This window comes from Collinsella aerofaciens, assembly GCF_964243765.1.
GTDB classification, from domain to species: Bacteria; Actinomycetota; Coriobacteriia; order Coriobacteriales; family Coriobacteriaceae; genus Collinsella; species Collinsella aerofaciens_BU.
Genome location: NZ_CAXTGI010000007.1, coordinates 81,187 through 102,852, shown reverse-complemented (window position 1 = coordinate 102,852; position 21,666 = coordinate 81,187). Strand labels below are relative to the sequence as shown.

The window sequence follows — 21,666 nt, the reverse complement described above, 5'->3', positions numbered from 1 at the left end:
AGATGGTCGATCAGGAAAAAGTCGAGGCCGCCATTAAGCTGTTGCTTGAGGGCATAGGCGAGGACCCAACTCGTGAGGGCCTGTTGGAGACCCCGGCGCGCGTTGCCCGTATGTATGGTGAGATCGCCGGCGGCATGGACCAGAGTGCCGAGGAGCACCTGTCCAAAACCTTTGCCGTCGCTTCGAACGATTTGGTTATCGAGCGCGACATCACGTTCTATTCGCTGTGCGAACATCATCTGCTGCCGTTTTATGGCAAGGCCGCCATTGGTTATATCCCTAACGGTCGGGTGGCTGGGCTTTCCAAGCTCGCCCGCACGGTTGAGGTTTATGCCCGTCGTCTTCAGCTGCAGGAGCAACTGTGTGCACAGGTTGCCGATGCCCTCATGGACTATCTCGCTCCCCAGGGAGCGATTGTGTTGATGGAGGCCGAGCATATGTGCATGACGATGCGTGGCGTGCAAAAGCCCGGCACCAAGACCGTGACGCTCGCTCGCCGCGGCGTCTTTGAGACCGATCCCGCGCTCGAGGAGCGTTTCTTTAGGATGCTGGGCCGCTAACCATGAGAGTCGTCAACGACTTTGCATCGAAGACCGATGAGGGGACGTCGCGTCGCGGCTTTATGGCTTCGGGCCTGGCCCCCTTTGGTGCCATGCCTCGCATTGATTACATTTGTGCCAACGGGCTGTTCCGGCGGCACCTGGGCAACATTGCACAGTTGGAATCGGGACGCATCTTCTGCCGCCACGGTATTGACCATCTGCTCGATGTCGCTCGCATTATGTGGATCAAGAATCTCGAGGAACAGCTCGAATTTGACCGCGAGGTCATCTACGCCACGGCACTTCTTCACGATATCGGCAAAGATGAACAGTATGAATCGGGTATATCCCATGATGTTGCAAGCGAACGCGTCGCTGATGCGATTCTCGGCGGCATGCCCGATGACGTGGCGTTTGAGCCGGCCGATGCCGCAGCCATTAAGACGGCCATTCTGGGCCATCGAAAGCTGCGCGTGAACAGCCAACCGCTTGAGCGTCTGCTCTATGCAGCCGACAAAGCGTCGCGCGCCTGCTTTGCATGCCCTGCGCGCAATGCTTGCAACTGGAGCGATGATAAAAAGAACCTGTCGATTCGCGTGTAGTTAGTTTGCGCGGTCGGGGTTCTAAACGAAGGAGACGATCGCGTTGAGTAACAAGAAACTGCCCGAGAATGCAACCAAGACTGAAGGTGCTGAGCTCGCCCGCCGTGGAAGGGGCGAAATATCCACCGCAACGGCGGTGCCTCACGTGAGCTATGCCGATCTGCGCCATGCCGATCGTATTGTCATTGACGGCCTTGAGGTTTTTGCCAACCATGGCGTGTATCCCGAGGAGAACGCGCTGGGTCAGAAGTTCATCGTTTCTCTGGTGCTCTATGCCGATCTGCGCACGGCGGGGGAGCACGATAACCTGGACGCTTCGATTGACTACGGCTCGGTGTGCCACGATGTCGATGGCTATCTGCGCGAGCATACGTTTAAGCTCATCGAGGCGGCAGCCGAGGGGACAGCCCAGATGCTGCTGCGCCGTTATCCCTCGCTGCTTGGTGTGCGCATAAAGTTCGATAAGCCGTGGGCTCCTGTTGGCCTGCCCCTGGCAAGCTGCGGTGTCGAGATCGAGCGCGTGCGCTAACCGGCCCTACAGCTCGTTGGCAGGCGGTTTTTTGAGCCGCTGCGACAGAGCCCTATTGTTGGGGCAGTACGTGTCGAGCAGGGCGTGAAACCGCTGATTGTGGCTTGGCTCGAGCAAGTGGACGAGCTCGTGGGCGACAACCATGTCGAGGCATTCGACAGGGTAGGCGGCGAGCTCGCGCGCGATGCGAATGCCACCGGATTTGGGCGTGCATGAGCCCCAACGCGTTTTCATGCTGCGTACGGAAATGCGGGAAACGGCGACACCCATTGCGATTTCGTACGCGTGCACCATATCGCGCAGCGCCGATGTGACCTCGGACGTATAGAGCTGGTCGATGTGGGCTTGGAGCTCGTCGGACGTTAGGCCGTCGAGGATTGCGCGCCGCTTGGCCTGTGGGCCTTCGTCCGATTCGTCGGTACCCATAAAACTTGCGAAGGTGGCCTGCTTGGGCCGCGGTGTGGGCGATGCAAAGTTGTGATCGAGTGCATCCTGTACCGTGATGGGCTTGCCCCAAAGCGCAATGATGGACGAGGGGCTGAGCGGCTCTCGCGCCGTCGCCTGACGTTGCTCGCGCTGGGCAAGTCGGCTGATAATCCAGGCACTGTTGCGCTTCACAAACGCTTCGATACGTTCGCGGCTGGCGCCGAGCGGTGCGCTAGCGTGGACCTCACCGCTCGATGTGATGCGTAGGTTGAAGTTCTTGACGCGCTTTTTGGTAACGACGATGGAGATAGGCGTCCCATCCGGTCGAGATACGGAAATCGTAAACTGCTGCGTCAAAAGCGGTCCTTTGGATTGGGGACGGGCCGGCATGTCGACCGTTCGGCATGCCGGCCCGCTCAAGGGATGTGAAATTAATAACGCTCAAAGAAGGCAAGCGCGTTGTCGCTGCAGAGCTTTTGCATCACGGTCTTGCCAAAGTGCTTGGAGAGCATGTTCTGGAACTCGGGCATCTTGCTGGCATCAGAGAGGAAAGCGGGCACCGCGGCGCCGTCCCAGTCGCCACCGAGTGCGATGACGTCCTCGCCGCCCAGGTCGAGCCAGTGCTCGATATGTGCCGCCAGCTGGTCGAAGGTGACGTCTGCGGCGGTCTTGTCGGTTGCGTTGCTGGAAAGGAACTCGCTGCAGTAGTTAAGGCCGACGATACCGCCCATGTCGCGAATGGTGCGGAACTGGTCGTCGGTGAGGTTGCGCTTGACGCCGCAAACCGCACGGGAGTTGGAGTGGCTGGCGACGAAGGGACGCGTGGCGTGGGCGACAACCTCGTCAAAGCACTCATCGTTGAGGTGGGAGACGTCGAGTACCATGCCGGCGTGCTCCATCTGCGTAAGTGCCTCGATGCCGGCGGCGGTGAGACCGGCGTGGGTATCGTGTCCACTCGCGAGCGGTCCCTGCGCGTTCCAGCTGAGTGATGACATAAGTACGCCCAGGCTCTTGAGCACCTCGATCAGCGCGGGGTCCTCGGCAAAGAACGTGGCGTTTTCGATGGTGTGGATGCAAGCGACCTTGCCGTCCTTGAGTGCGGGGCGAATGTCGGCGGCGCTGCGCACGTTGACCATGCGGTCGTGGTTGAGCATGGCCTGGCCGCTCGTATGCGCCATGATTTGCGCCTGGAAGCGCGCGGCGTGGGCGGTGGGAATCTCGTCGGGGACAAACGTGGCGAAGCACTGTGCCCACGGCGTGTTGCCGATCTTTGCGAGCGAGATGGCGCAGGCGTTGCCCTCGATGAGGTCGAAATCTTGCGGATGCGTTTCGTCGCCGGGGAAATAACCGTCGGTGCCGGCGGTAAAGCGCAGGTCGAGATCGAGCGTGGCCCAGCCGATGCGGTCGGCGGTGTCGCAGTGTAGGTCAAATACGGGATATGCCATGGTTCCTCCGGTTGCAGCGTTTCTTTGCAAACTGTCTTTGAATTGTATGACTAGGGTATAGTTAGCGCCATATGTTCATGGCGGCCCGCGTTGTGCGCCGCCCTTATCACGGAGGTTTCCATGTCCAACCAGGGCAAGAAGGTCAAGACCCATTATCGCGGCACGCTCGATGACGGCACGCAGTTCGATAGCTCCTACGATCGCGGCGAGCCGCTGGAGTTCACCTGCGGCGCCGGCCAGATGATCAAGGGCTTCGACGCCGCTGTTGTCGACATGCAGGTGGGCGAGAAGAAGACTGTGCACATCCCGGCTGCCGATGCCTACGGCGAGCACAACCCCGAGATGGTCCTGACCTTCCCGGCCGAGCAGGTTCCCAATATCGAGCAAATCGAGAAGGGCATGAAGCTCTTCCTGTCCACGCCGAGCGGCATGCCCGTCCCCGCCGTGGTCATCGACGTGACGCCCGAGGCAGTGACGCTCGACGCCAATCACGAGCTCGCCGGTAAGGATCTCAACTTTGATATCGAGCTCGTCGAGGTCGAGGACTAGTTGATGTCCGTGGACCTGGTATCTACGGAGCGCTTGGGAAATCTCAACGACCCGTCCTATGAGCTCCTGCTTCGTCGGAAGTTGGGCGGCGTCTTTGAAGTTGACGAGCTGCTACTCGATTGGGACCAGGCTGATGTACGCACGTTTGTGGGCGTGACGGAGCTGGGGCGCACGATCGATGCTCGGCTGGATGCTGCCGACGGCGGTCGTCTTGCCGATGGCGACGTGCTCGCCATCGACCGCTCGGGCATGGTGCCCGTGGCGGTTGTCGTGCGCCTGCGCAGCGCCGAGGTTTATCTGGTCGAAGTCGACCGCATGGACCCGATTGCGCTTGCGCATGCGTGCTGGGAGATCGGCAACATGCATGCACCGCTCTTCCGGGGCGACTCGGACGAGCATGCCGTGCGCATGTATACGCCGGTGCAGCCTGTTTTGGGCCGCATGCTGCGGGGTATCGAGGGCGTTCGGCTCTCGGTAGTCACGCGCGAGCTCGATGCCAGTCGACGCTTTGCATCGAGCGCGGCAGATGTCGTTGTGAGTATGGCTCCAGACTTTACGATCGTAAAGAAGGCGCGCGGTTAGCGTGCGTATGCGCAAGACGGACTTTGAGAGGCAACTATTCAAAGTCCGTCTTGCTGTTGATGAGATGCTTTGGGGGAAGCATATGGGTCTTGAGGGGATCAAGCTGATTGCATGCGATTTGGATGGCACGTTGCTGCATCCGGGGGAGCGCGAGCCGCGTTCCGAGGCCTTTGAGCTTATCGATGAGCTGCATCGTCGCGGTATCGTGTTTATGCCGGCGAGCGGCCGTCAATATGCGAGCCTGCGCTACCTGTTCGCCCCGGTGGCCGATGAACTCGCCTATGTATGCGAAAACGGAGCCCTGGTCATGAGCGAGGGGCGTGCCGTGGTCAAGCGTTCTATGGAGCGTGGCCTGGCCATGGATATCGCGAATGCCGTGGTTGCGTACCCCCATGCCGACGTGACCCTTTCGTGCGAGGATCACCTTTATACCGTAAGCGGCAACGATGCGTTCGTCGACCATTTGCGCTACGAGGTCCATTGCGATGTGGCTGTGGTTGATTGCCCCGAGGACATTGACGAGGACGTCATTAAGATCGCGTTCCAAACACCCGAGGCAGTGCAGCCGGCGGCGCTGGAATATTTTGTGGGTCGCTTTAGCGACCGAGTCGATGTGATGACGTCGGGAACCGAATGGACTGACTTTATCGGCTTTGACTCGGGCAAGGGGTCCGCGCTTGCCGATTATGGTCGTGCGCTGGGAATCTCCCCTGACGAGATGATGGCGTTTGGCGATAACGAAAACGACCGCGACATGCTCAACGTCGTGGGCCATCCCTATCTGATGGAGAGCTGCAACCCTACCATGCGCGGTGTCAATGACCGTGTCCGCTACGTGCGCACGGTCGAAGAAGAGCTGCGTCGTCTACTTGCTGAGTAGGCATGCCCCAAACATCTACCGGCAGTCGGGGCAGAGACCCTCGAAGATGGTGTAGTGCGACGTGACGTGCCAGCCGATTTGCTCGGACGCCTTGGCGTCGAGCTGGGCATCGAAGGGGAGCGGTACGTCGATGACGCGGCTGCACGAGGTGCAGATGATATGCGCATGCGGCTCGATGGTGCGATCGAAGCGGCTGCCGCCCGGTGTCTTGATGGAGAGGATCTCCCCGGCGTCGGCCAAGAGATTGAGATTGCGGTAGACCGTACCGCGGCTGATTTTGTCATCCTGCGCGCGCACGGCGTTGTAGATCTCATCGGCGGTGGGGTGGTTATAGCTTTGGCGCACGGCGTCAAGAACCAGCTTCCGCTGCTTGGTGTTTCTTCTTTGCACCGCCATGCGCCTCGCCTCTTTTCTGTCAACGGTCGTAGGTAAATGATACCGTATTTAGCACACAATACTAATAACGAGGACTGAAACCGTCTTCATTGGTAAGTGGGGCTCGGGCCTGGGCGTCTGCGAGGCGAAAACGCGTTCCCATGCGCTCGTAGGAGGCATGAAGCGCCTCGAGATGAGATAGGATGTTTGCCGGAGCCCCCTGTATCTCCATCTCGACGGAGCCGTCTTCCATGTTACGCACCCAGCCGGTGAGTGCGCGTGCCTGCGCGAGGTTGGTGTTGGTAAAGCGAAAACCAACGCCCTGGACTTGGCCCTCCCACCGCAGAAAATAGCGCTGCGGAGTGTCTTGAGTGGCCTCGTCGCTTGCGAGCACAGTAAGCCTGCGGCGCAGCTCGAGCTCGATGTTTGATGGTTTTTGAGGCTCTCGACTGCTGCCGGTGACGCTGGAGAAGAACGTATCGAAGAGGCCCATCGCTAGGCCTGCTTGACTGAATCGGCGGGGAAGGTAATGCCGGCCTGCTGACGCACGGCATCCATGATGCGGAGCGAGACGAGCGTGACATCGCGGTAGTGGCCGAGCTCGTGGCGTCCCGCTGGGGTCTCCCAGATCTCTTCCTTAACGTTATCGATGTTACCGATGGCGGTGACAAAGTCTATGAGTTCGTATTCCATAGTGTTGCTCGATTTGGGCAGATCGAGCGCACGGCCGTTGTCGTCCTGTTCGCGCGGTGCCTCGGTCGCCGAGCCGCGTACGACGTCGCCGCGATAGTCGATGCGGACGTTGCGGGGCGTGGACAGATGGTCGATCTGGATAGTGCCACGCTCGCCTTCGATCTGCGAGGGCAGCAGGTCATTCGTAATTTTGGAGTGCGCGAGCTCGACGGAGATACGGCCACCGCCATAGCTGGCGAGAATGGAACCGCAACCGTCGATGGGGCCATGGGTGAGCTCTTGCGTTGAGGGGTCGAGCAGCGTGGTCATGCTGGTGAGACCAGAGGGCATGCCGAAAATCTCGACCATGGGCTCGACGGCGTAGACGCCAATGTCCATGAGGGAACCCGATGCCATATTGCAGTCGAAGATATTGGTGGCGCGTCCAGCGAGGATTTCGTTGTAGCGTGAGGAATACTTGCCAAAGCGCAGTGAGGCGCGGCGAATGGGCGCAATCTCGCCCAGAGCGTCCTCAATGGCGTGGAAGGCGGGGTCGTGAAGCGGGCGCATGGCCTCGAGGGCCACGACGCCTGCTGCCTCGGCAGCGCGGAAGACTTCCAGTGCCTGCGCTTCGGTGGCGCAGAAGGGCTTCTCGACGATGACGTGCTTGCCACCGGCGATGCAGGCGAGCGCCTGCTCGTGATGGAGCGCGTTGGGGCTGCCGATGTAGACGGCGTCGACGTCGTCGGCGGACGCAAGCTCGTCAAGTGCGGTGAAGTTGCGTTCGCCGCCGTGTTCGGCGGTAAAGGCGGCGCCACGATCTGCGTCGCGCGAGAGCGTGCCTACGAATGTAGCCTGGTCGTTGGCATTGACGACTTGGATAAAGTCGTCGGTGATCATGGATGTGCCGATGGTTGCGATGCGCAGCATGTGTCCCCCTTGCGTTGTTTGGCCTACAGGACGAGTGTAGCGCGGGAGGACATAAAAGCGTGCGAAAACGCCGTTACAGGTCGCTCTCGCTAAAGCCGGTGTCGATATCGAGGTTGGCTCCGTCGGCCGCGGTGGTGGCGAGCTCGTCGCAGCGCTCATTGAGCTCGTGGCCGGCATGCCCCTTAACCCAGATGAACTCCACCTTATGCTTGCTCTTTGCGGCAAGCAGGCGCTCCCACAGGTCGCGGTTCTTGACGGGCTGCTTGTTGGCAGTTTTCCACCCGCGCTTTTTCCAGCCGTCGATCCAGTGTTTGTTGAAGGCGTTGACGACGTATTGCGAATCGGAATGGACCTCGACCTCGCAGGGGCGGTTAAGTGCCTCGAGCGCCACGATGACCGCCATGAGCTCCATGCGGTTGTTAGTGGTCTTGGCGTAGCCACGCGAAAGCTCGGAGGTGAAGGTCTTGCCGGCGGGGTTGGTGTACTTGAGCACGGCGCCGTAGCCGCCGCGTCCCGGATTTGATCGGGCCGAGCCGTCGGTATAGATGATGACCTTCACGGGCTTCCTTTCGTTGGGTACGTTTCGTGTGAGTGACCATTGTAGCGCCATGACCGCCGGGGGCTAGCAATCTACGATTTCTACCCCGTCTTCCGACAGTTAGTTGGCACGGATGATGCGGTTGAGCTCGTCGAGGTATTGCTGCAAGAGGGGAGAGGGCTTGCGCTCGTCGTGCATGATGTAGCCCACGTGCATCGTTGGGGCGTCTGCTAACGGGATCGATGCCATACCCCATTGCATTTCATTGGAGAGGACACCGGTCGACAGGGTGTAACCGTTCGACGTGATAAGTAAGTTAGTAAGTGTTCCGCGGTCCGAGATTCGTATGTTGCGGTCGCAAGGGATATAGCTAAAAGGTTCCTCGGCGTAATAGAAGGAGCTCGAGGTGCCTTGCTCAAAGCTGTAGCGCGTATAGGGTGTAAGGTCGGCAAGGGACAGCTGCGGGCGGCGTGCGAGCGGGTGGCGCTCGCTAACGAAGACGTGGACCGTCGCGTCGAAGAGGGGATGGAAGCTTGCGCGGGCATCGGCGAAGGCCTTCTGCAGAACGCGGGCGTTAAAGTCGTCCAGATAGAGGATGCCGATGTCGCTGCGAAACGCGCGGACGTCATCGATGATCTGCGACGTGGTGGTCTCGCGCATGATGAATTCGAACTTGCTGTCCCGGCAGCGCTCGACGACGTTGACGAAGGCCTCGACCGAAAAAGCGTAATGCTGGGCCGAGATGGCAAGGCGCGCCTGGGGCGTGCCGCCGTCCTCGTAGCGGGCCTCGAGCATATCGGCCTGCTCTACGACTTGACGCGCATAGCCCAAAAGCTCGGTGCCGTCGTTGGTGAGCGTGACGCCGCGGCTGGAGCGCGTAAAGATCTCCAGATGGAGCTCCTGTTCCAGGCTTTTGACGGCGTTTGAGATGTTGGACTGAGCGGTATAGAGGCGCTGAGCTGCGGCGTTGATTGAGCCGGACTCTGCCACGGCGATCAGAAAACGAAGCTGCTGGAGGGTCATCGACGCAATCCTTCCGATTGTTATCTATAAAAACGATAACAGGTTAGCGCTTTTAAGTGATTGACCGAGGGAAACAATGCTCGTACTATTCAAAACACACAAAGACGGTAGGTAATTAAGCCAACCACGGAACCGGGATGCGAAAGGAGGCCCGCATATGAATTGCTTACCAAGACGAATGCCGGGCTCCTGTTTGCGCCCGTCGGCGTGATCAGGAGACAGCGACTTACTTCTCTTACTTCTTAGTTACTTTTATTCGATCAAGGAGATCATCATGAGCCAGTTCATCAACAACCCCGAGCACACCTTTGGTTTCGACACCCTGCAGCTTCACGTTGGCCAGGAGAGCGCCGATCCCGCATCCGACGCCCGCGCCGTGCCTATCTACCAGACCACGAGCTACGTGTTCCGTAACTCCCAGCACGCTGCCGACCGCTTTGGCCTGGCCGATGCCGGTAACATCTACGGCCGTCTGACCAACTCCACCCAGGGCGTCTTCGAGGACCGTATCGCTGCGCTCGAGGGCGGCGTTGCTGGCCTCGCCGTCGCCTCTGGCGCCGCCGCCATCACCTATACCCTGCAGGCCCTCGCCCAGGCCGGTGACCACGTGGTCGCCCAGAAGACCATCTACGGCGGTTCCTACAACCTGCTGGAGCACACGCTCTCCCAGTTTGGTGTCGAGACCACCTTCGTCGATGCCCATAACCTGGACGAGGTCGAGGGCGCCATCAAGGACAACACCACGGTCATCTATCTCGAGACGCTCGGTAACCCCAACTCCGACATCCCCAACATCGACGCCATCTCCGAGATCGCCAAGAAGCATGGCCTGCCGGTTGTCGTCGACAACACCTTCGGCACCCCGTATCTGTTCCGTCCGCTGGAGCATGGTGCCAACATCGTCGTCCACTCCGCAACCAAGTTTATCGGCGGCCACGGCACCTCGCTGGGCGGTGTGATCGTCGACGGCGGTAACTTCGATTGGAAGGCGAGTGGCAAGTACGCCCAGATCGCTGAGCCCAACCCCTCCTACCACGGTGTTTCGTTTGCCGAGGCTGCCGGTCCCGCCGCCTTTGCAACCTATGTCCGCGCTATCCTGCTGCGTGACGAGGGTGCCTGCATCAGCCCGTTCAACGCCTGGGTCCTGCTCCAGGGCACCGAGACTCTGTCGCTGCGCGTTGACCGTCATGTCGAGAACACCAAGAAGGTCGTTGAGTTCCTGACCGGTGACAGCCACGTCGCCAAGGTGAACCACCCGAGCCTGCCCGAGCATCCCGACCATGAGCTGTACCAGAAGTACTTCCCCAACGGCGGTGCCTCGATCTTTACCTTTGAGATTAAGGGTGGCCAGGAGGCAGCTTGGAAGTTCATCGATCATCTGCAGGTGTTCTCGCTGCTCGCCAACGTGGCCGACGTCAAGTCGCTCGTCGTGCACCCGGCTACCACCACGCACTCCCAGCTCTCTGCCGAGGAGCTCGCCGAGCAGGACATCACGCCCTCCACGATCCGTCTTTCCATCGGTACCGAGAACGCCGAGGACATCATTTGGGATCTGAAGCAGGCCTTTGCCGCACTGGACGAGTAAGGCGACTTGTGCAAGGACCCCTTGCGACTCGATAGGTATAACTGCATAAAATGCCTGCTCAAGGCGCCTGTGCGAACAATGGTCGCACAGGCGCCTTTTTTGCATAGAGAGGGTGCAAAAACAGGGTTTTTGGCACGCTTTATGCAATCGAGATGTGGAAAACTCCTGTTGAGAGGATGTGAGTTTTACGCAAATGACGTGCGCCTTTTGAGAAAAACCGCAGGTCGCGATTTGCTCGGGGTACTATGCAGCGCGATCGAATCACACGCAGCTCAAACGCAGCAAAAACGCACTACGGAGGTTTCCAGCTACATGAGGATTGATTCACGAAAACCGAAAGCCGCCGCCCTTTCCGCCGCTCTGACCGTGGCACTTTTGACGGGCGCCGGCGCAACTGATGCCCACGCGGCAACACTATCCGATACGGTCGGATCCACGCCGTCCGAGGCGACGCTGATGCAGCCCGTCGACTATCGCGGCGACGGCTTTGGCTCCATGCAGGAGTGGAACGCCTCTATGGGGGCCAAGCGCGATTCCCTGGAGGTCCGCGCCCAGATCATCATGAACATGTACGGCGACTATGCCACCGATGACGAGCGCGCTGTACTGCAAGGTTGTATCGATGGTGCGGGCAGTCTTTTGACGATGGAGGAGGTCGACGCGAAGTCGGCCGAGCTCGACGAGCTTCGCTCCGCGCTCGAGGATGCTAAGCGCGAGGCGCTCGAGGCTGCGGCTGCCGAAGCCGAGGCCGCTGAGGCCGTTCAGGCTTCGTATTACAACGCCGGCTCCGGCTCGTCTTACGCGTCTGCTGCGTATTACGCGAACGGCTCGGGCCTGACGCGCTCGAGCGGCGTCAATAACTATAACGGTCGTCGTGAGACCTATTACAGCAGCAACGTGTTGTATCACCACCGCACGGGCGAGTGGACCCAGGATTCCGAGGGCTTTTGGCGCGATTCCGATGGTTACTACGTCGTGGCCGCGGGCGATAAGGCTCAGGGCTCCACGTTTACCGGATCCAAGGGCGAGTGCAAGGTCTATGACTCCGGCTGCGCTGCCGGAACCACCGACTACTACACTGGCTGGTAATTTTTCTGCATCACGGATATTTGGCGGACGGGCGTCTTTACCGAGCTTTAGGGCAACGTAAGGGCGCCCGTTCTATGTATGCATTTGAGTTAACAGAGCGCTTACCGTGGCAGTACGCCGCGCATATGGGCGCGGGGCACACTAAGTCACGAGAAACAAAGTCTTTCTCGTGGAGGAAGTGGTTCCATGAACGCTCGAGATGTCGCTATTGCCGTCGTTGCCCTTTTGATCGGATGCCTTGGTCCGACGGCGGCGTTAACTGCCGGCTTGCAGTCCGCTACGGGCGCCGCTCCTGTGATTGTGGGCGCCTTGATTGCAGCGGCGTTGCTGGGAAGCGCCGGCGTGCTACTTTGCCGCGATGACGAGGACGAGGTTCCGGAATCGCAAAATAAGCCTCAGTTTTAGCCTCGAGCTAAATGCAACAGGCCTTCGCGAATGACGGAATCCTCGCGAAGGCCTGTCTGCTTGTATTGCGCACGTCGCGATGCGGCCGAGGCTACCAGCTGCCTTCTATTTCGCGAATCCTCTGGTAGAGCCAATCGTTTTGCGGCACTTGGATATCGTGTTTGGCGGCCAGGCGGCAAATGGTGCCCGCGAACTCCTCGACTTCGGTCTTTCGTTGTGCGATGCGGTCCTGCGCCATCGAGGGCATACCGGTGGGGTCGATTCCCTCGATGAGGTGCACCATCTGCGTCAGGTCTGCCTCGGTCAGCTCAATGCCCTCGGCATTGGCGACCGCAAGTGTCTCTCGCATGGCGGAGACAAAGCAGCGGCGCTGCTCGGAGCCGGCCTCTGTGGCGCTTCCATACGTTCCGCCGTAGGCCATGCACGTCTGGTTGATACCATCGTTGAGCATGAGTTTGGCCCACATGCGGTGCGCAATGTCGCTCTCGACGGTATGGGCGATGCCGCAGCGTGTGTAGAGCTCGTCGATGGCGGTGACGGTTGCGGGCTCGGTGCCCGCTGCCGCGCCAAAGCGAATCTCGCCCGCATTGGTAAAGGTGAGCTCTCCGTCGAGGAACACGGCATCCATGCCCTGGCAGATGCCCAGGACGGTGTGCTTCCAGCCAAAGCGCTCGGCAATCTTTTGCTCGCTCGTAATGCCGTTGCACAGCGAGGCGATGAGCGTGTTGGGTCCCACGACGCGCTCCATAGTCTTGAGTGCTTGGTTGAGTCCCGTCGTCTTGACCGTGAGAATGACCAGATCGGCGGGCGTTGCCTCACTGACGCGCACGGACTTGAGTGCGCAGGGCTCGCCGTTGACCGTAAGGGCGTCGCCTGCGTGACGCTCGAAACGGGCGTCGTCCATGACGTATTCGACGGCATCGTCGCCGAGTGCCTGGGCGATCATGCTGCCGTAGAGTAGCCCGACGCCGCCCTTGCCGATAAAGGCAACCTTGTTGATCTGCACGTGAATCATCTCCTCACAAAAAGGCGCCCGCGTGCGGAGCGCCCGGTGGATTGTATGCCGCTGGAGCATGTGGCGTGCACCGGAGGCGGAATTTAGAAGAACAAACGCATGAGAACTTATGCCGCGGGGCAGATGGCAAAAACGCGTGCGGGATATCCAACGCCATCGCGCGCCTTGGGGAAGGTGCAGAAGATGACGGCGCCTGTGGCGGGAAGCTCGTCCAGATGGTCCATGATCTCGGTCTGGTAACAGTCGACCGAGAGGATGTATTGCTCGCCGGGATAGGGGTAGGCGTCCTCACGCGTGGCCACGCTTGCCTCCTTTCATCGGGCTTTTTGCTGATGTTAAAGCGGTGCCGTGACGGCCTGATTTCTGCTGCGTTACGATACGTTCTCGATTGCGATTCCGATGTGCTTCGATGACGTGACAGGTTTGTTTCGCCTTATCAGGGCTTCGATGGGGGAGGAGGGGCCGTGCAATATCGCGTTGACCCCAAAAGCGGTAACCGTATCTCGGCGTTGGGGCTGGGCTGCATGAGGTTTCCCGGTGCGCCGGGACGCCCGGATGCGAAGACAGCCGACGCCATCATCTCCCGTGCAGTGGAGCAGGGGATTAACTACCTGGACACGGCCTATCTCTATCCCGGCAACGAGGCTTGCGTGGGCGCTTCGCTTGAGCGCCTAGGCCTACGCGACCAGGTTTTGCTCGCGACCAAGCTGCCGCATGCTTCGTGCAAATGCGCGGAGGATTTCGACCGGTTCTTTGACGAACAGCTGCGTCGGCTGCGGACTGACCATATCGACTATTACCTTATGCACAACATCACCTCGCCCGCCCAGTGGAAACGTGTGGTGGCGTTGGGCATCGAGGACTGGATCGCGCGTCAAAAGGCGGCGGGGCGCATTCGCCAGATTGGTTTTTCGTATCACGGCAGCGCGGCGGATTTCCTGACGGTGCTTGACGCATATGACTGGGATTTTTGCCAGATCCAGTACAACTATGCCGGCGAGCGTTACCAAGCGGGAACGGCAGGACTCATGGCGGCTGCGGAGCGCGGTCTTGCGGTGTTTGTGATGGAGCCACTGCTGGGCGGTCGTCTAGCGGGCAAACTTCCGCCGCGGGCACGCGCTGTGCTCGATGGCGCCCGTGACCCGCATTTGCGCACTCCGGCCGCCTGGGGGCTTTCGTGGGTGTGGAACCATCCTCAGGTGACGATGCTGCTTTCGGGTATGACCGATATCGCGCAAGTGGATGAGAACGCGGCGTTGGCCGATCGGGCCCTGCCGGATTCGATGACGGCTGCTCAGCTCGATGCCATCGCACGCGTGCTGAGGGAGTTTGAAAAATCGAATCGCGTGCCCTGCACGGGATGCGGCTATTGCATGCCGTGTCCTAAAGGCATCAATATCCCTGGGTGTTTTGCTGCCTACAACGCAAGCTATGCGCACAGCTGGTTTGCGGGGCTGTCTCAATACTTTACGGCGAGCGCGGTGCGGACGAACGAGCCCAAGCTGGTGAGCAATTGCGTCAAGTGCGGCAAATGCGCGCGGCATTGCCCGCAGCACATCGATATCCCCGGGCGCTTGGACGACGTACGCCGCCGTTTTCAGCCTGGCCCCGTGACGGCGGTGCTTAAGGCCTTCGGCAAAACGCGCTCCTCGTGACCCTTTTATAACTTGCGGTGGAATAGTTCCTGCTTGCGGCAGAATAAGGCATCGACAGGAACTATTTCACCGCAACTGAAGGGGGCTGTCGTGGGCCATCGGGATTCATGTGATGATTTACGTGAGGTTCGTTGGGGCGTTTTGGGCGCTGGACGCATTTCTCATCGATTTGCATCGTCGCTCAAGAAGGTCGACGGGGCACGGCTGGTGGCTGCGGCCGGCCGCACTCCTGCACATGTCGAGGAATTTTGCCGAGCGTTTTCGATTGATGCCGCGCACAGTTATGCCACGGCTGACGATAGCGGCGATGCGGCTTATGATGCGCTGATTGCCGACCCCGATGTCGACGCAATCTACTTGGCTCTTCCACATGGCATGCATGCGCATTGGGTCTGTCGGGCACTGCGCGCGGGAAAGGCCGTGCTGTGCGAAAAGCCGGCCGTTTTGAATGAAGAAGAGGCCCATGCGATCGCCTCCGTTTCCCGTGAGTGCGGTGTGCCGTTTATGGAGGCGATGAAAAATCGGTTTTGTCCGATGCATACTCGCGTGAAGGTCTTGCTTGCGTCGGGCGAGCTCGGCCGTATTGTCTCGATTGAAAGCGTGCAAAAACTCGATTATGGTGAGCCTCCTTCGAGTTATCTGCTCGACCCGTTGCAGGGTGGCTGTCTATATGACATGGGCTGCTATGCGGTCGGTTGGTTTGAGGATTTGCTCGCGGGCGCGTGCGAGGTTTCGTCCCGTGAAGTTCGCTGGCGTGACGTATCGGGCGGCCGCGTGGATTGGGCCGATGAGATCCATATGAGTGTCGGCGGTATACCCATTCATATGGTGGTCGACGGCAAAGCAGCATATGAAAGCCGCTTAACGATTGCCTGCGAGCGGGGCTCGTTGGAAATCGAGCGCCTTCATCGCCCCGAACTCGCCCATGTGAAGTGCTCCGACGGACGAATGCTCGAAATAAATGCCCCGTTTGAGGTCGATGATTTCTACGGCGAAATCCAGCATGCGACCCAGCTCATCCGGGCGGGGAAACTCGAGAGTCCCGTCATGCCCCTTGCCGCCACACAGCGCTGCGCGCGTATTATCGAAGCAATCCGTCTAGCCCTCTAGGACCTGGCGCTGACGCGTGAGGGATCATGACGCCGGCGCCCGTAGCCGTAGTGCTTGGTGCCCCGCATCTCTGATGCCCCTTTTATAACTTGCGGTGGAATAGTTCCTGTTTGCGGCAGAATAAGGCATCGACAGGAACTATTTCACCGCAACTGATGAGGGGGAGCTGGGGATGCTGACGATCGGGTGTCATCTATCCACGACGAAGGGCTATCGGGCGATGGGAGAGACGGCGTTGTCAATTGGCGCCAATACCTTTGCATTCTTTACGCGCAACCCGCGCGGCGGCAAGGCGAAAGATCTTGACATGGATGACGTGGCCGCCCTGCGCGAGCTTATGGCGCAAAATGATTTTGGCCCACTCGTGGCTCATGCCCCGTATACCTATAACCCCTGCTCAGCCAAAGAGCGGGCGCGCGAGTTTGCCCTGGAGGCCATGGCAGAGGACCTGCGGCGCATGGAGGCGCTGCCCGGCAACTACTACAACTTCCATCCCGGTGCGCATGTGGGGCAGGGCTCCGACGCCGGCATTCAGATGATCGTCGACACCCTGTGCCAGGTGATGTTTGAGGGGCAGCAGACGACGGTGCTGCTCGAGACCATGGCCGGCAAGGGCACCGAGGTGGGCCGCAGCTTTGAGGAGCTGGCGCTCATCATCGAGGGCGTTGCCGACAAGCGCCCCGAGCTGTCGGCCAAGTTGGGCGTTTGCCTGGACACCTGCCATGTGAATGACGCCGGCTATGACATCGTCCACGATCTTGACGGTGTGCTTGACGAGTTCGATCGTGTGGTGGGTATCGAACGCCTGCGCGCCGTGCATATCAATGACTCCAAGAATCCCTGCGGCGCCCATAAGGATCGCCACGAGTGTATCGGCAAGGGCTACCTGGGTAGTGAAGAGTTTGGCGGCGGTATGCAGGTTATGCAGAATATTGTATCGAATGGCCGCTTGCGCGCATTGCCATTCATTTTGGAGACACCGAACGAACTTGCAGGTTATGCGGCTGAAATCAAATTGTTAAGGTCATTGCAGCAGTGATGACTGTCATAAAGTGGAGTGCTCCATTCACGTTATGGGTTTGTTTCAATCAGTTTTCTAATTGCGGATTCTGCCAAGCGGGTGCATAATAACCCTCAGTTTTTGCAGACCCCTGAATCACGTGGGGTCTTTGGAAGGAGACTGATTATGAAGCTGAAGAAGCTTGGCGCATTTGCCGCCACGGGTGCTATGGCGCTCGCCCTCGCTCTGACGGGCTGCGGCTCGTCCAACGCCACCTCTGGTTCTGATGCCAGTTCCAGCAGCTCTGACGACGCTAAGGTCGAGAAGGTCGACGGTTCCAAGGAGTACGCGCTCGTCAAGGACGGTACGCTGACCGTCGGCACCTCTGCCGAGTACGCTCCGTTTGAGTACAAGGATGACAACGGCGATTATCAGGGCTTTGACCTTGAGCTCATCAAGGCTATCGGCGACAAGCTGGGCCTGGATGTCGAGTATGTCAACAATGACTTTGACACGCTGGTTCCGGGCGTCGCTTCGGGCGCCAAATATGACGTCTCCATCGCGGCTATCACCGACACGCCCGAGCGTGAGAAGGAAGTCACTTTCTCCGATTCCTACTACATGGACGATCAGGCTATCGTGACCAAGGTCGATAACACCGACATCACGGCCGACAACTACAGCGAGAAGCTCAACAATGCTGACGCCACGATCATCGTCCAGTCTGGTTCGACCGCCGAGGCCTTTGCCCAGGAGAACTTCCCCAAGGCCAAGATCGTCCCCTACAAGGACGCTACCGAGTGCTTCAGCGCCCTGCAGTCCGATAAGGGCGACGCCGTAGTCACCAACCGCTCCGTTGCCAGCCAGCTGACCGCCGAGCAGTTCAACACCTGCCAGACCATCAAGCAGATTAGCACCGGCGAGGAGTACGCCATCGCCATCAACCAGGGCAACACCAAGCTCAAGAACGACATCAACCAGGCCATCAAGGACCTGACCGACGACGGTACCGTTGACGCCCTCATGGCTAAGTACAACATCAAGTAAATAGATGCTTGATTGCGCGTAGGCCCTTTCCGTTTTGCGGAGAGGGCCTTTGCGCTTCTCTCGACGGAGAGCGTTTCCGTCTCGTTTTGCCGGCAACTTCTACGATAGGAGCCACCTTGTCTCGATTGAACGAAGGGGCCATGGGTCGGCGTTTTCCGCTGCCCTCGATGCTCCAAAAACTAGCCTGCGCCCTAGCTGTGGCGCTCGCTTTGTTGTGCGCGGGGACAGCCGCGCCTTCGACCGCCCAGGCGCTCGAGACCGCAAAGATCACCGCGCGTCCCAATACCGGTTCGGGCAGCGCTGTGGTCGGCGGCACTGAGACGCGCATTACCTGGGAGGTTCAGGCCGATGCCGACGAGGAGCTGAGTGGTCTTTCGCTGACGTTTGTCGACGGCACGACGTTTGGTACCGATGACACGCGATTGACGATGCTCTCGGGCGAGGACCTCATGGATCGTACGCCCATGAAGCCCACGTGCAAGGCTGACGGCCAGACGCTCAAGATCGACTTTGGCGAGACGGCGCCTGCCGGCGGCTTTTTCCGTGTCGAGGTTTACGGCGTGACGTTTCCCGTCGAGGGCGGCGATGAGGCCTTTAGCGGAACCTATACGCTTGCCGACGGTTCGACCAAGAAGATTTCCAAGATTCCTTCCGTCGAGATCAAAGGCGTGACGGCCTTTGACAACTTCCTGGCCGATCTTAAGGAACAGCCGTGGGTCGAGGCATGGAACTCCAATATGTTCCTGCGCCTGTTCTTGAACCCGGTCATTTTGGTCCAGAGTCTGCCGATCGTCTTTAAGGGCTTCCTTATGTCGCTCTCGATCGTGCTTGTGGCGTTTCCGCTGGCGATCCCCTTTGGCTTTGCCCTGTCGCTCATGCGCATCTCCAAATCGCGCATCTTGCGCTGCCTTGCCGGCATCTACGTGAATATCATCCGCGGCACGCCGGCATTCCTGCAGATCTATATCGCGTTCTTTGGCCTGCCGCTTGCCGGTGTCAAGGTTGACGACTACGTCTTGGGCGTTATCGTCATGGCCATGAACTCGTCTGCGTACCTGTGCGAGATCTTCCGCGCCGGTATTCAGTCGATCCCCAAGGGTCAAAACGAGGCTGCTCGCTCGCTGGGCATGAATGCCTTCCAGACGCTGCTCTACGTTATGATTCCGCAGACGTTCCGCAATGTCCTGCCTACGCTGACCAGCGAGTTTATCCTGCTCTACAAGGATACGTCGCTGCTCGCCGCCGTGGGCGTGGTCGAGATCGTCATGAACGCCCGCACCATCGTGGCAACGACGGGCTCCATTACGCCGTATGTGGTTGCCGCCCTGTTCTATCTGGTCATTACCCTGCCGCTTGCGCGCTTGGTGAGCGGTCTCGAGGCGAGGCTGCTGGGTACGGCCGAAACCAAAAAGAAGCGTCCCACCAAGAGCGCCGGACAGGTTGTCGCGACGCCCGCCGACCATATCGCTGGTCTGTAAGGAGGTTCTATCATGAGCGAAACCAATAACTCGAACGAGGTCGTCGTCAGCATCAAGAATCTCCAGAAGGCCTTTGGCGATAACGTGGTCCTGCGCGACATCGATCTAGATGTGCGCAAGGGTGAGGTCGTCGTAGTCCTGGGCCCTTCGGGTTCGGGCAAGTCGACGATGCTTCGCTGCATTAACCGTCTTGAGGAGCCCACGAGTGGTTCGATTGTCGTCGAGGGCGTGGATGTGTGCGCCAAGGGCGTTGACCTCAATAAGGTGCGTACGCACTTGGGCATGGTGTTTCAGCAGTTCAACCTGTTCCCGCACCTGTCGGTCAAAAAGAACGTCATGCTTGCGCAGCAAAAGGTGCTCAAGCGCAGCAAGGAAGAGGCCGAGAAGATTGCCATCGAGGAGCTGACCAAGGTCGGCCTGGCCGAGCGCATCGATTTTATGCCGAGTCAGCTTTCGGGCGGTCAGCAGCAGCGCGTGGCCATCGCCCGCGCCCTGTCGATGAATCCGCACGTGATGCTCTTTGACGAGGCCACGTCGGCGCTCGATCCTGAGCTTGTCCGCGATGTATTGGGCGTCATGCGCGACCTGGCACGCGACGGCATGACCATGATCGTCGTGACCCACGAGATGGGCTTTGCCCGCGATGTTGCCGACCGCGTTGTCTTTATGGACGGCGGCGTTATCGTGGAAGAGGGCACGCCGAGCGAGGTCTTCGACCACCCCAAGAGCGAGCGCACCAAGGCGTTCTTGGGCAATATCTCGTAGCCGCTTTATATGACTGACATAGCAGAAAACGGGAGCCGGATGTGATCCGGCTCCCGTTTTTGTTGGGACGCGAATGTGTTTTGGCGCAGAGCGCGTTACGGGCGGAGCTCATTGCCGCTAGGCGAGCTCGGCTCCAAGTGCGCGACAAGCCGCCTCGCCCTCATCGTCGGGGGCGTCGTAGCAAATGACGGAATCGACGACGTTGACACCTGCCTCGTCGGCATCCGCCTTCCAGTTGTCCATCCATTCGCCCTCGGCCCACGAGTAGGAGCCAAAAAGGACGACCTTCTTGTCGCCGAGGGCTTCCTTGACCTCATCCCACATGGGCTGGAACTCATCGTATTCAAGCTCCTCGGAGCCCATGGCGGGGCAGCCGAAGGCGAAGGCATCATAGTTTGTGGCCTTGCCGGCAGAGAAGTCGGCGCAGGGGATGACTTCGGCCTCGGCGCCCGCGGACGTGGTGCCTTCGGCGACAAAGTTTGCCATGGCCTCGGTGTTGCCCGTGCCGCTCCAATAGACGACGGCGATCTTGCTCATGTTGAGTCCTTTCGGTTGTGCGGCGTGCGGCCGCGGTTTGTACGTTCTATCGGGTCGCCTGGGCAAGTTGCGCCAAGCTGCAGCCCTGCTGATAGATATGCGTGAGGTATTGCGTGCAGGCGCGATAGGAGTCGAAGGTCGTGAGCGCCTGCTCGACATTCGTGTAGACCTTCCAGGCGCCAAAGACCTTGTAGTTTTCGCCATGCTGGACGATAAACTGATGCACGTCTTCGTAGGGATAGCCCAAAAAGTAGCCAATTTCGTGGGGGAACTCGCAGGTGCAGCCGTTGTCGCAGTGTGCTTGATGGTCCAATGCGCATCGGGTTTGGCCGCATGCGCATTCCGCGGCGTTATTGCTTGCGAGCGTGATGCGCGATGCCAGATGCACAAGACATGCCGAGAGGTTGCCGGTGTCGTAGCCCTCCTTAGTGAGTGCCGTTTTGGCGCGCGGGTCAGCAAGATAAGTGGCGAGGCTATTGGGCCGACATGCGTATACGAGCGCCCCGCAGGGGCGCCAGACCAAAACGCTCAGATGGATGCCGAACGGATTAAGCTCGTGATTGCACTGAGCGATAACGTTGAGCAGATGTGCTCGGCGATCCTCGATCGCCGCAGTTGCACTCGAGCCGTTTTGATCGGCATAGACTCCTGGATAGGTAAAGAGCGATGCCGGCTTGATGCCCGCAAGCATGGGAGAGCAGTTGCGAACAACCGCCGCCTGAAACGTTGGAATGTCTATAGTTCGAGTCATGACGCCACTGCTGTCCTTTCCTGTTAGCCTAGGAAAACTTATACACGAAAGTAAGCCTTGGTCAACTAAAAAGTTTGAAGAGGGAAACTAATTGACTGAACTGACATGAGTTTGGAGTAAGATGGGGCACCCCACG

Annotated in this window: 26 protein-coding genes; 15 read left to right on the top strand and 11 right to left on the bottom strand. The window is 59.4% G+C overall.

Annotated elements, in window-relative coordinates; all coding sequences use genetic code 11:
• Positions 1-2 precede the first annotated feature (2 nt).
• From folE to folB, 3 genes are read left to right on the top strand one after another with little or no spacing between them, the layout of a single operon-like run.
• Positions 3-560, top strand: coding sequence for a GTP cyclohydrolase I FolE (gene folE, locus ACESSC_RS06500; protein WP_022094399.1), 558 nt, complete (start codon positions 3-5; stop codon positions 558-560).
• A gap of 2 nt (positions 561-562) precedes the next feature.
• The gene (locus ACESSC_RS06495; protein WP_373162028.1) at positions 563-1,144 is read left to right on the top strand and encodes an HD domain-containing protein; all 582 of its coding nucleotides are present in this window, start codon (positions 563-565) and stop codon (positions 1,142-1,144) included.
• Positions 1,145-1,187: 43 nt separating this feature from the next.
• Positions 1,188-1,673 carry a dihydroneopterin aldolase gene (gene folB, locus ACESSC_RS06490; RefSeq protein ID WP_373162026.1) on the top strand — a complete coding sequence of 162 codons (486 nt, stop codon included), beginning with the start codon at positions 1,188-1,190 and terminating at the stop codon, positions 1,671-1,673.
• Positions 1,674-1,679: 6 nt separating this feature from the next.
• On the opposite strand, the gene ACESSC_RS06485 is transcribed toward folB, so the two are convergent.
• Positions 1,680-2,456: a M48 family metallopeptidase gene (locus ACESSC_RS06485; RefSeq protein ID WP_373162023.1), complete on the bottom strand. Its 777-nt coding sequence runs from the start codon at positions 2,454-2,456 to the stop codon at positions 1,680-1,682.
• Positions 2,457-2,530: 74 nt separating this feature from the next.
• A complete protein-coding gene (locus tag ACESSC_RS06480) occupies positions 2,531-3,544 on the bottom strand; it encodes a dipeptidase (protein WP_373162021.1) in 1,014 nt (337 codons plus the stop codon).
• A gap of 120 nt (positions 3,545-3,664) precedes the next feature.
• Between ACESSC_RS06480 and ACESSC_RS06475 the strand changes: the two genes are divergently transcribed.
• The 3 genes from ACESSC_RS06475 (at position 3,665) to ACESSC_RS06465 (ending at position 5,555) form a co-directional block, all read left to right on the top strand.
• The gene (locus ACESSC_RS06475) at positions 3,665-4,093 is read left to right on the top strand and encodes an FKBP-type peptidyl-prolyl cis-trans isomerase (RefSeq protein ID WP_117817160.1); all 429 of its coding nucleotides are present in this window, start codon (positions 3,665-3,667) and stop codon (positions 4,091-4,093) included.
• A gap of 3 nt (positions 4,094-4,096) precedes the next feature.
• Positions 4,097-4,675 (top strand): urease accessory protein UreE, encoded by a 579-nt coding sequence (locus tag ACESSC_RS06470; RefSeq protein ID WP_373162018.1) that lies wholly within the window; start codon positions 4,097-4,099, stop codon positions 4,673-4,675.
• Between the two features lie 82 nt (positions 4,676-4,757).
• A complete protein-coding gene (locus ACESSC_RS06465) occupies positions 4,758-5,555 on the top strand; it encodes an HAD-IIB family hydrolase (RefSeq protein WP_373162015.1) in 798 nt (265 codons plus the stop codon).
• A 15-nt stretch (positions 5,556-5,570) separates the two neighbouring features.
• On the opposite strand, the gene ACESSC_RS06460 is transcribed toward ACESSC_RS06465, so the two are convergent.
• From ACESSC_RS06460 to ACESSC_RS06440, 5 genes are all read right to left on the bottom strand, one after another.
• Positions 5,571-5,951 (bottom strand): Fur family transcriptional regulator, encoded by a 381-nt coding sequence (locus ACESSC_RS06460; protein WP_195503338.1) that lies wholly within the window; start codon positions 5,949-5,951, stop codon positions 5,571-5,573.
• Positions 5,952-6,012: 61 nt separating this feature from the next.
• Positions 6,013-6,423, bottom strand: coding sequence for an acylphosphatase (locus ACESSC_RS06455; protein WP_373162013.1), 411 nt, complete (start codon positions 6,421-6,423; stop codon positions 6,013-6,015).
• Positions 6,424-6,425: 2 nt separating this feature from the next.
• Positions 6,426-7,532, bottom strand: a complete 1,107-nt coding sequence (locus ACESSC_RS06450; protein WP_349125578.1) for a Gfo/Idh/MocA family protein — start codon at positions 7,530-7,532, stop codon at positions 6,426-6,428.
• Positions 7,533-7,605: 73 nt separating this feature from the next.
• A complete protein-coding gene (rnhA, locus tag ACESSC_RS06445; RefSeq protein WP_195363527.1) occupies positions 7,606-8,142 on the bottom strand; it encodes a ribonuclease HI in 537 nt (178 codons plus the stop codon).
• A 48-nt stretch (positions 8,143-8,190) separates the two neighbouring features.
• Positions 8,191-9,093, bottom strand: coding sequence for a LysR family transcriptional regulator (locus tag ACESSC_RS06440; protein ID WP_117842850.1), 903 nt, complete (start codon positions 9,091-9,093; stop codon positions 8,191-8,193).
• A 274-nt stretch (positions 9,094-9,367) separates the two neighbouring features.
• On the opposite strand from ACESSC_RS06440, the gene ACESSC_RS06435 reads away from it, so the two are divergent.
• The 3 genes from ACESSC_RS06435 (at position 9,368) to ACESSC_RS06425 (ending at position 12,172) form a co-directional block, all read left to right on the top strand.
• A complete protein-coding gene (locus tag ACESSC_RS06435; RefSeq protein ID WP_373162009.1) occupies positions 9,368-10,678 on the top strand; it encodes an O-acetylhomoserine aminocarboxypropyltransferase/cysteine synthase family protein in 1,311 nt (436 codons plus the stop codon).
• 312 nt (positions 10,679-10,990) lie between these two features.
• Entirely contained in the window at positions 10,991-11,767 is a 777-nt protein-coding gene (locus tag ACESSC_RS06430; RefSeq protein ID WP_147350682.1) for a hypothetical protein, read from the top strand.
• Positions 11,768-11,953: 186 nt separating this feature from the next.
• Positions 11,954-12,172 (top strand): hypothetical protein, encoded by a 219-nt coding sequence (locus ACESSC_RS06425; protein WP_117640812.1) that lies wholly within the window; start codon positions 11,954-11,956, stop codon positions 12,170-12,172.
• 91 nt (positions 12,173-12,263) lie between these two features.
• Here the strand turns inward: ACESSC_RS06425 and ACESSC_RS06420 are convergent, their stop codons facing one another.
• Both ACESSC_RS06420 and ACESSC_RS06415 read right to left on the bottom strand, forming a co-directional pair.
• Positions 12,264-13,187 (bottom strand): ketopantoate reductase family protein, encoded by a 924-nt coding sequence (locus ACESSC_RS06420; protein ID WP_118081874.1) that lies wholly within the window; start codon positions 13,185-13,187, stop codon positions 12,264-12,266.
• Positions 13,188-13,294: 107 nt separating this feature from the next.
• Positions 13,295-13,489 (bottom strand): cyclase family protein, encoded by a 195-nt coding sequence (locus tag ACESSC_RS06415; RefSeq protein WP_118081872.1) that lies wholly within the window; start codon positions 13,487-13,489, stop codon positions 13,295-13,297.
• A gap of 162 nt (positions 13,490-13,651) precedes the next feature.
• Here ACESSC_RS06415 and ACESSC_RS06410 point away from each other — a divergent pair, with 162 nt between their 5' ends.
• The 6 genes from ACESSC_RS06410 (at position 13,652) to ACESSC_RS06385 (ending at position 20,242) form a co-directional block, all read left to right on the top strand.
• On the top strand, positions 13,652-14,842 hold the full coding sequence (locus tag ACESSC_RS06410; RefSeq protein ID WP_349125582.1) for an aldo/keto reductase: 1,191 nt from the start codon (positions 13,652-13,654) through the stop codon (positions 14,840-14,842).
• 90 nt (positions 14,843-14,932) lie between these two features.
• On the top strand, positions 14,933-15,952 hold the full coding sequence (locus ACESSC_RS06405) for a Gfo/Idh/MocA family protein (protein WP_349125583.1): 1,020 nt from the start codon (positions 14,933-14,935) through the stop codon (positions 15,950-15,952).
• Between the two features lie 172 nt (positions 15,953-16,124).
• Positions 16,125-16,991 carry a deoxyribonuclease IV gene (locus ACESSC_RS06400; RefSeq protein WP_006234384.1) on the top strand — a complete coding sequence of 289 codons (867 nt, stop codon included), beginning with the start codon at positions 16,125-16,127 and terminating at the stop codon, positions 16,989-16,991.
• Between the two features lie 147 nt (positions 16,992-17,138).
• Entirely contained in the window at positions 17,139-17,999 is an 861-nt protein-coding gene (locus ACESSC_RS06395; protein ID WP_118081865.1) for an ABC transporter substrate-binding protein, read from the top strand.
• Positions 18,000-18,139: 140 nt separating this feature from the next.
• Positions 18,140-19,477 carry an ABC transporter permease subunit gene (locus ACESSC_RS06390; RefSeq protein WP_233543069.1) on the top strand — a complete coding sequence of 446 codons (1,338 nt, stop codon included), beginning with the start codon at positions 18,140-18,142 and terminating at the stop codon, positions 19,475-19,477.
• Positions 19,478-19,489: 12 nt separating this feature from the next.
• A complete protein-coding gene (locus ACESSC_RS06385; protein WP_118081863.1) occupies positions 19,490-20,242 on the top strand; it encodes an amino acid ABC transporter ATP-binding protein in 753 nt (250 codons plus the stop codon).
• Between the two features lie 117 nt (positions 20,243-20,359).
• On the opposite strand, the gene ACESSC_RS06380 is transcribed toward ACESSC_RS06385, so the two are convergent.
• Positions 20,360-20,779: a flavodoxin gene (locus tag ACESSC_RS06380; RefSeq protein WP_118081861.1), complete on the bottom strand. Its 420-nt coding sequence runs from the start codon at positions 20,777-20,779 to the stop codon at positions 20,360-20,362.
• A 46-nt stretch (positions 20,780-20,825) separates the two neighbouring features.
• The gene (locus ACESSC_RS06375; RefSeq protein ID WP_373162001.1) at positions 20,826-21,530 is read right to left on the bottom strand and encodes a DUF3793 family protein; all 705 of its coding nucleotides are present in this window, start codon (positions 21,528-21,530) and stop codon (positions 20,826-20,828) included.
• Between the last annotated feature and the right edge of the window lie 136 nt (positions 21,531-21,666).

What these genes read in the sequence shown, in the direction of transcription:
- ACESSC_RS06400 (WP_006234384.1), top strand. Translation starts at nt 16,125, where the DNA reads ATGCTGACGATCGGGTGTCATCTATCCACGACGAAGGGCTATCGGGCG.
- ACESSC_RS06375 (WP_373162001.1), bottom strand. Translation starts at nt 21,530, where the DNA reads ATGACTCGAACTATAGACATTCCAACGTTTCAGGCGGCGGTTGTTCGC.
- ACESSC_RS06470 (WP_373162018.1), top strand. Translation starts at nt 4,097, where the DNA reads ATGTCCGTGGACCTGGTATCTACGGAGCGCTTGGGAAATCTCAACGAC.
- ACESSC_RS06465 (WP_373162015.1), top strand. Translation starts at nt 4,758, where the DNA reads ATGGGTCTTGAGGGGATCAAGCTGATTGCATGCGATTTGGATGGCACG.
- ACESSC_RS06385 (WP_118081863.1), top strand. Translation starts at nt 19,490, where the DNA reads ATGAGCGAAACCAATAACTCGAACGAGGTCGTCGTCAGCATCAAGAAT.
- ACESSC_RS06430 (WP_147350682.1), top strand. Translation starts at nt 10,991, where the DNA reads ATGAGGATTGATTCACGAAAACCGAAAGCCGCCGCCCTTTCCGCCGCT.
- ACESSC_RS06495 (WP_373162028.1), top strand. Translation starts at nt 563, where the DNA reads ATGAGAGTCGTCAACGACTTTGCATCGAAGACCGATGAGGGGACGTCG.
- ACESSC_RS06425 (WP_117640812.1), top strand. Translation starts at nt 11,954, where the DNA reads ATGAACGCTCGAGATGTCGCTATTGCCGTCGTTGCCCTTTTGATCGGA.
- folE (WP_022094399.1), top strand. Translation starts at nt 3, where the DNA reads ATGGTCGATCAGGAAAAAGTCGAGGCCGCCATTAAGCTGTTGCTTGAG.
- ACESSC_RS06440 (WP_117842850.1), bottom strand. Translation starts at nt 9,093, where the DNA reads ATGACCCTCCAGCAGCTTCGTTTTCTGATCGCCGTGGCAGAGTCCGGC.
- ACESSC_RS06420 (WP_118081874.1), bottom strand. Translation starts at nt 13,187, where the DNA reads ATGATTCACGTGCAGATCAACAAGGTTGCCTTTATCGGCAAGGGCGGC.
- ACESSC_RS06380 (WP_118081861.1), bottom strand. Translation starts at nt 20,779, where the DNA reads ATGAGCAAGATCGCCGTCGTCTATTGGAGCGGCACGGGCAACACCGAG.
- ACESSC_RS06455 (WP_373162013.1), bottom strand. Translation starts at nt 6,423, where the DNA reads ATGGGCCTCTTCGATACGTTCTTCTCCAGCGTCACCGGCAGCAGTCGA.
- ACESSC_RS06480 (WP_373162021.1), bottom strand. Translation starts at nt 3,544, where the DNA reads ATGGCATATCCCGTATTTGACCTACACTGCGACACCGCCGACCGCATC.
- ACESSC_RS06435 (WP_373162009.1), top strand. Translation starts at nt 9,368, where the DNA reads ATGAGCCAGTTCATCAACAACCCCGAGCACACCTTTGGTTTCGACACC.
- ACESSC_RS06450 (WP_349125578.1), bottom strand. Translation starts at nt 7,532, where the DNA reads ATGCTGCGCATCGCAACCATCGGCACATCCATGATCACCGACGACTTT.
- ACESSC_RS06390 (WP_233543069.1), top strand. Translation starts at nt 18,140, where the DNA reads ATGGGTCGGCGTTTTCCGCTGCCCTCGATGCTCCAAAAACTAGCCTGC.
- rnhA (WP_195363527.1), bottom strand. Translation starts at nt 8,142, where the DNA reads ATGGCGCTACAATGGTCACTCACACGAAACGTACCCAACGAAAGGAAG.
- ACESSC_RS06395 (WP_118081865.1), top strand. Translation starts at nt 17,139, where the DNA reads ATGAAGCTGAAGAAGCTTGGCGCATTTGCCGCCACGGGTGCTATGGCG.
- ACESSC_RS06460 (WP_195503338.1), bottom strand. Translation starts at nt 5,951, where the DNA reads ATGGCGGTGCAAAGAAGAAACACCAAGCAGCGGAAGCTGGTTCTTGAC.
- ACESSC_RS06475 (WP_117817160.1), top strand. Translation starts at nt 3,665, where the DNA reads ATGTCCAACCAGGGCAAGAAGGTCAAGACCCATTATCGCGGCACGCTC.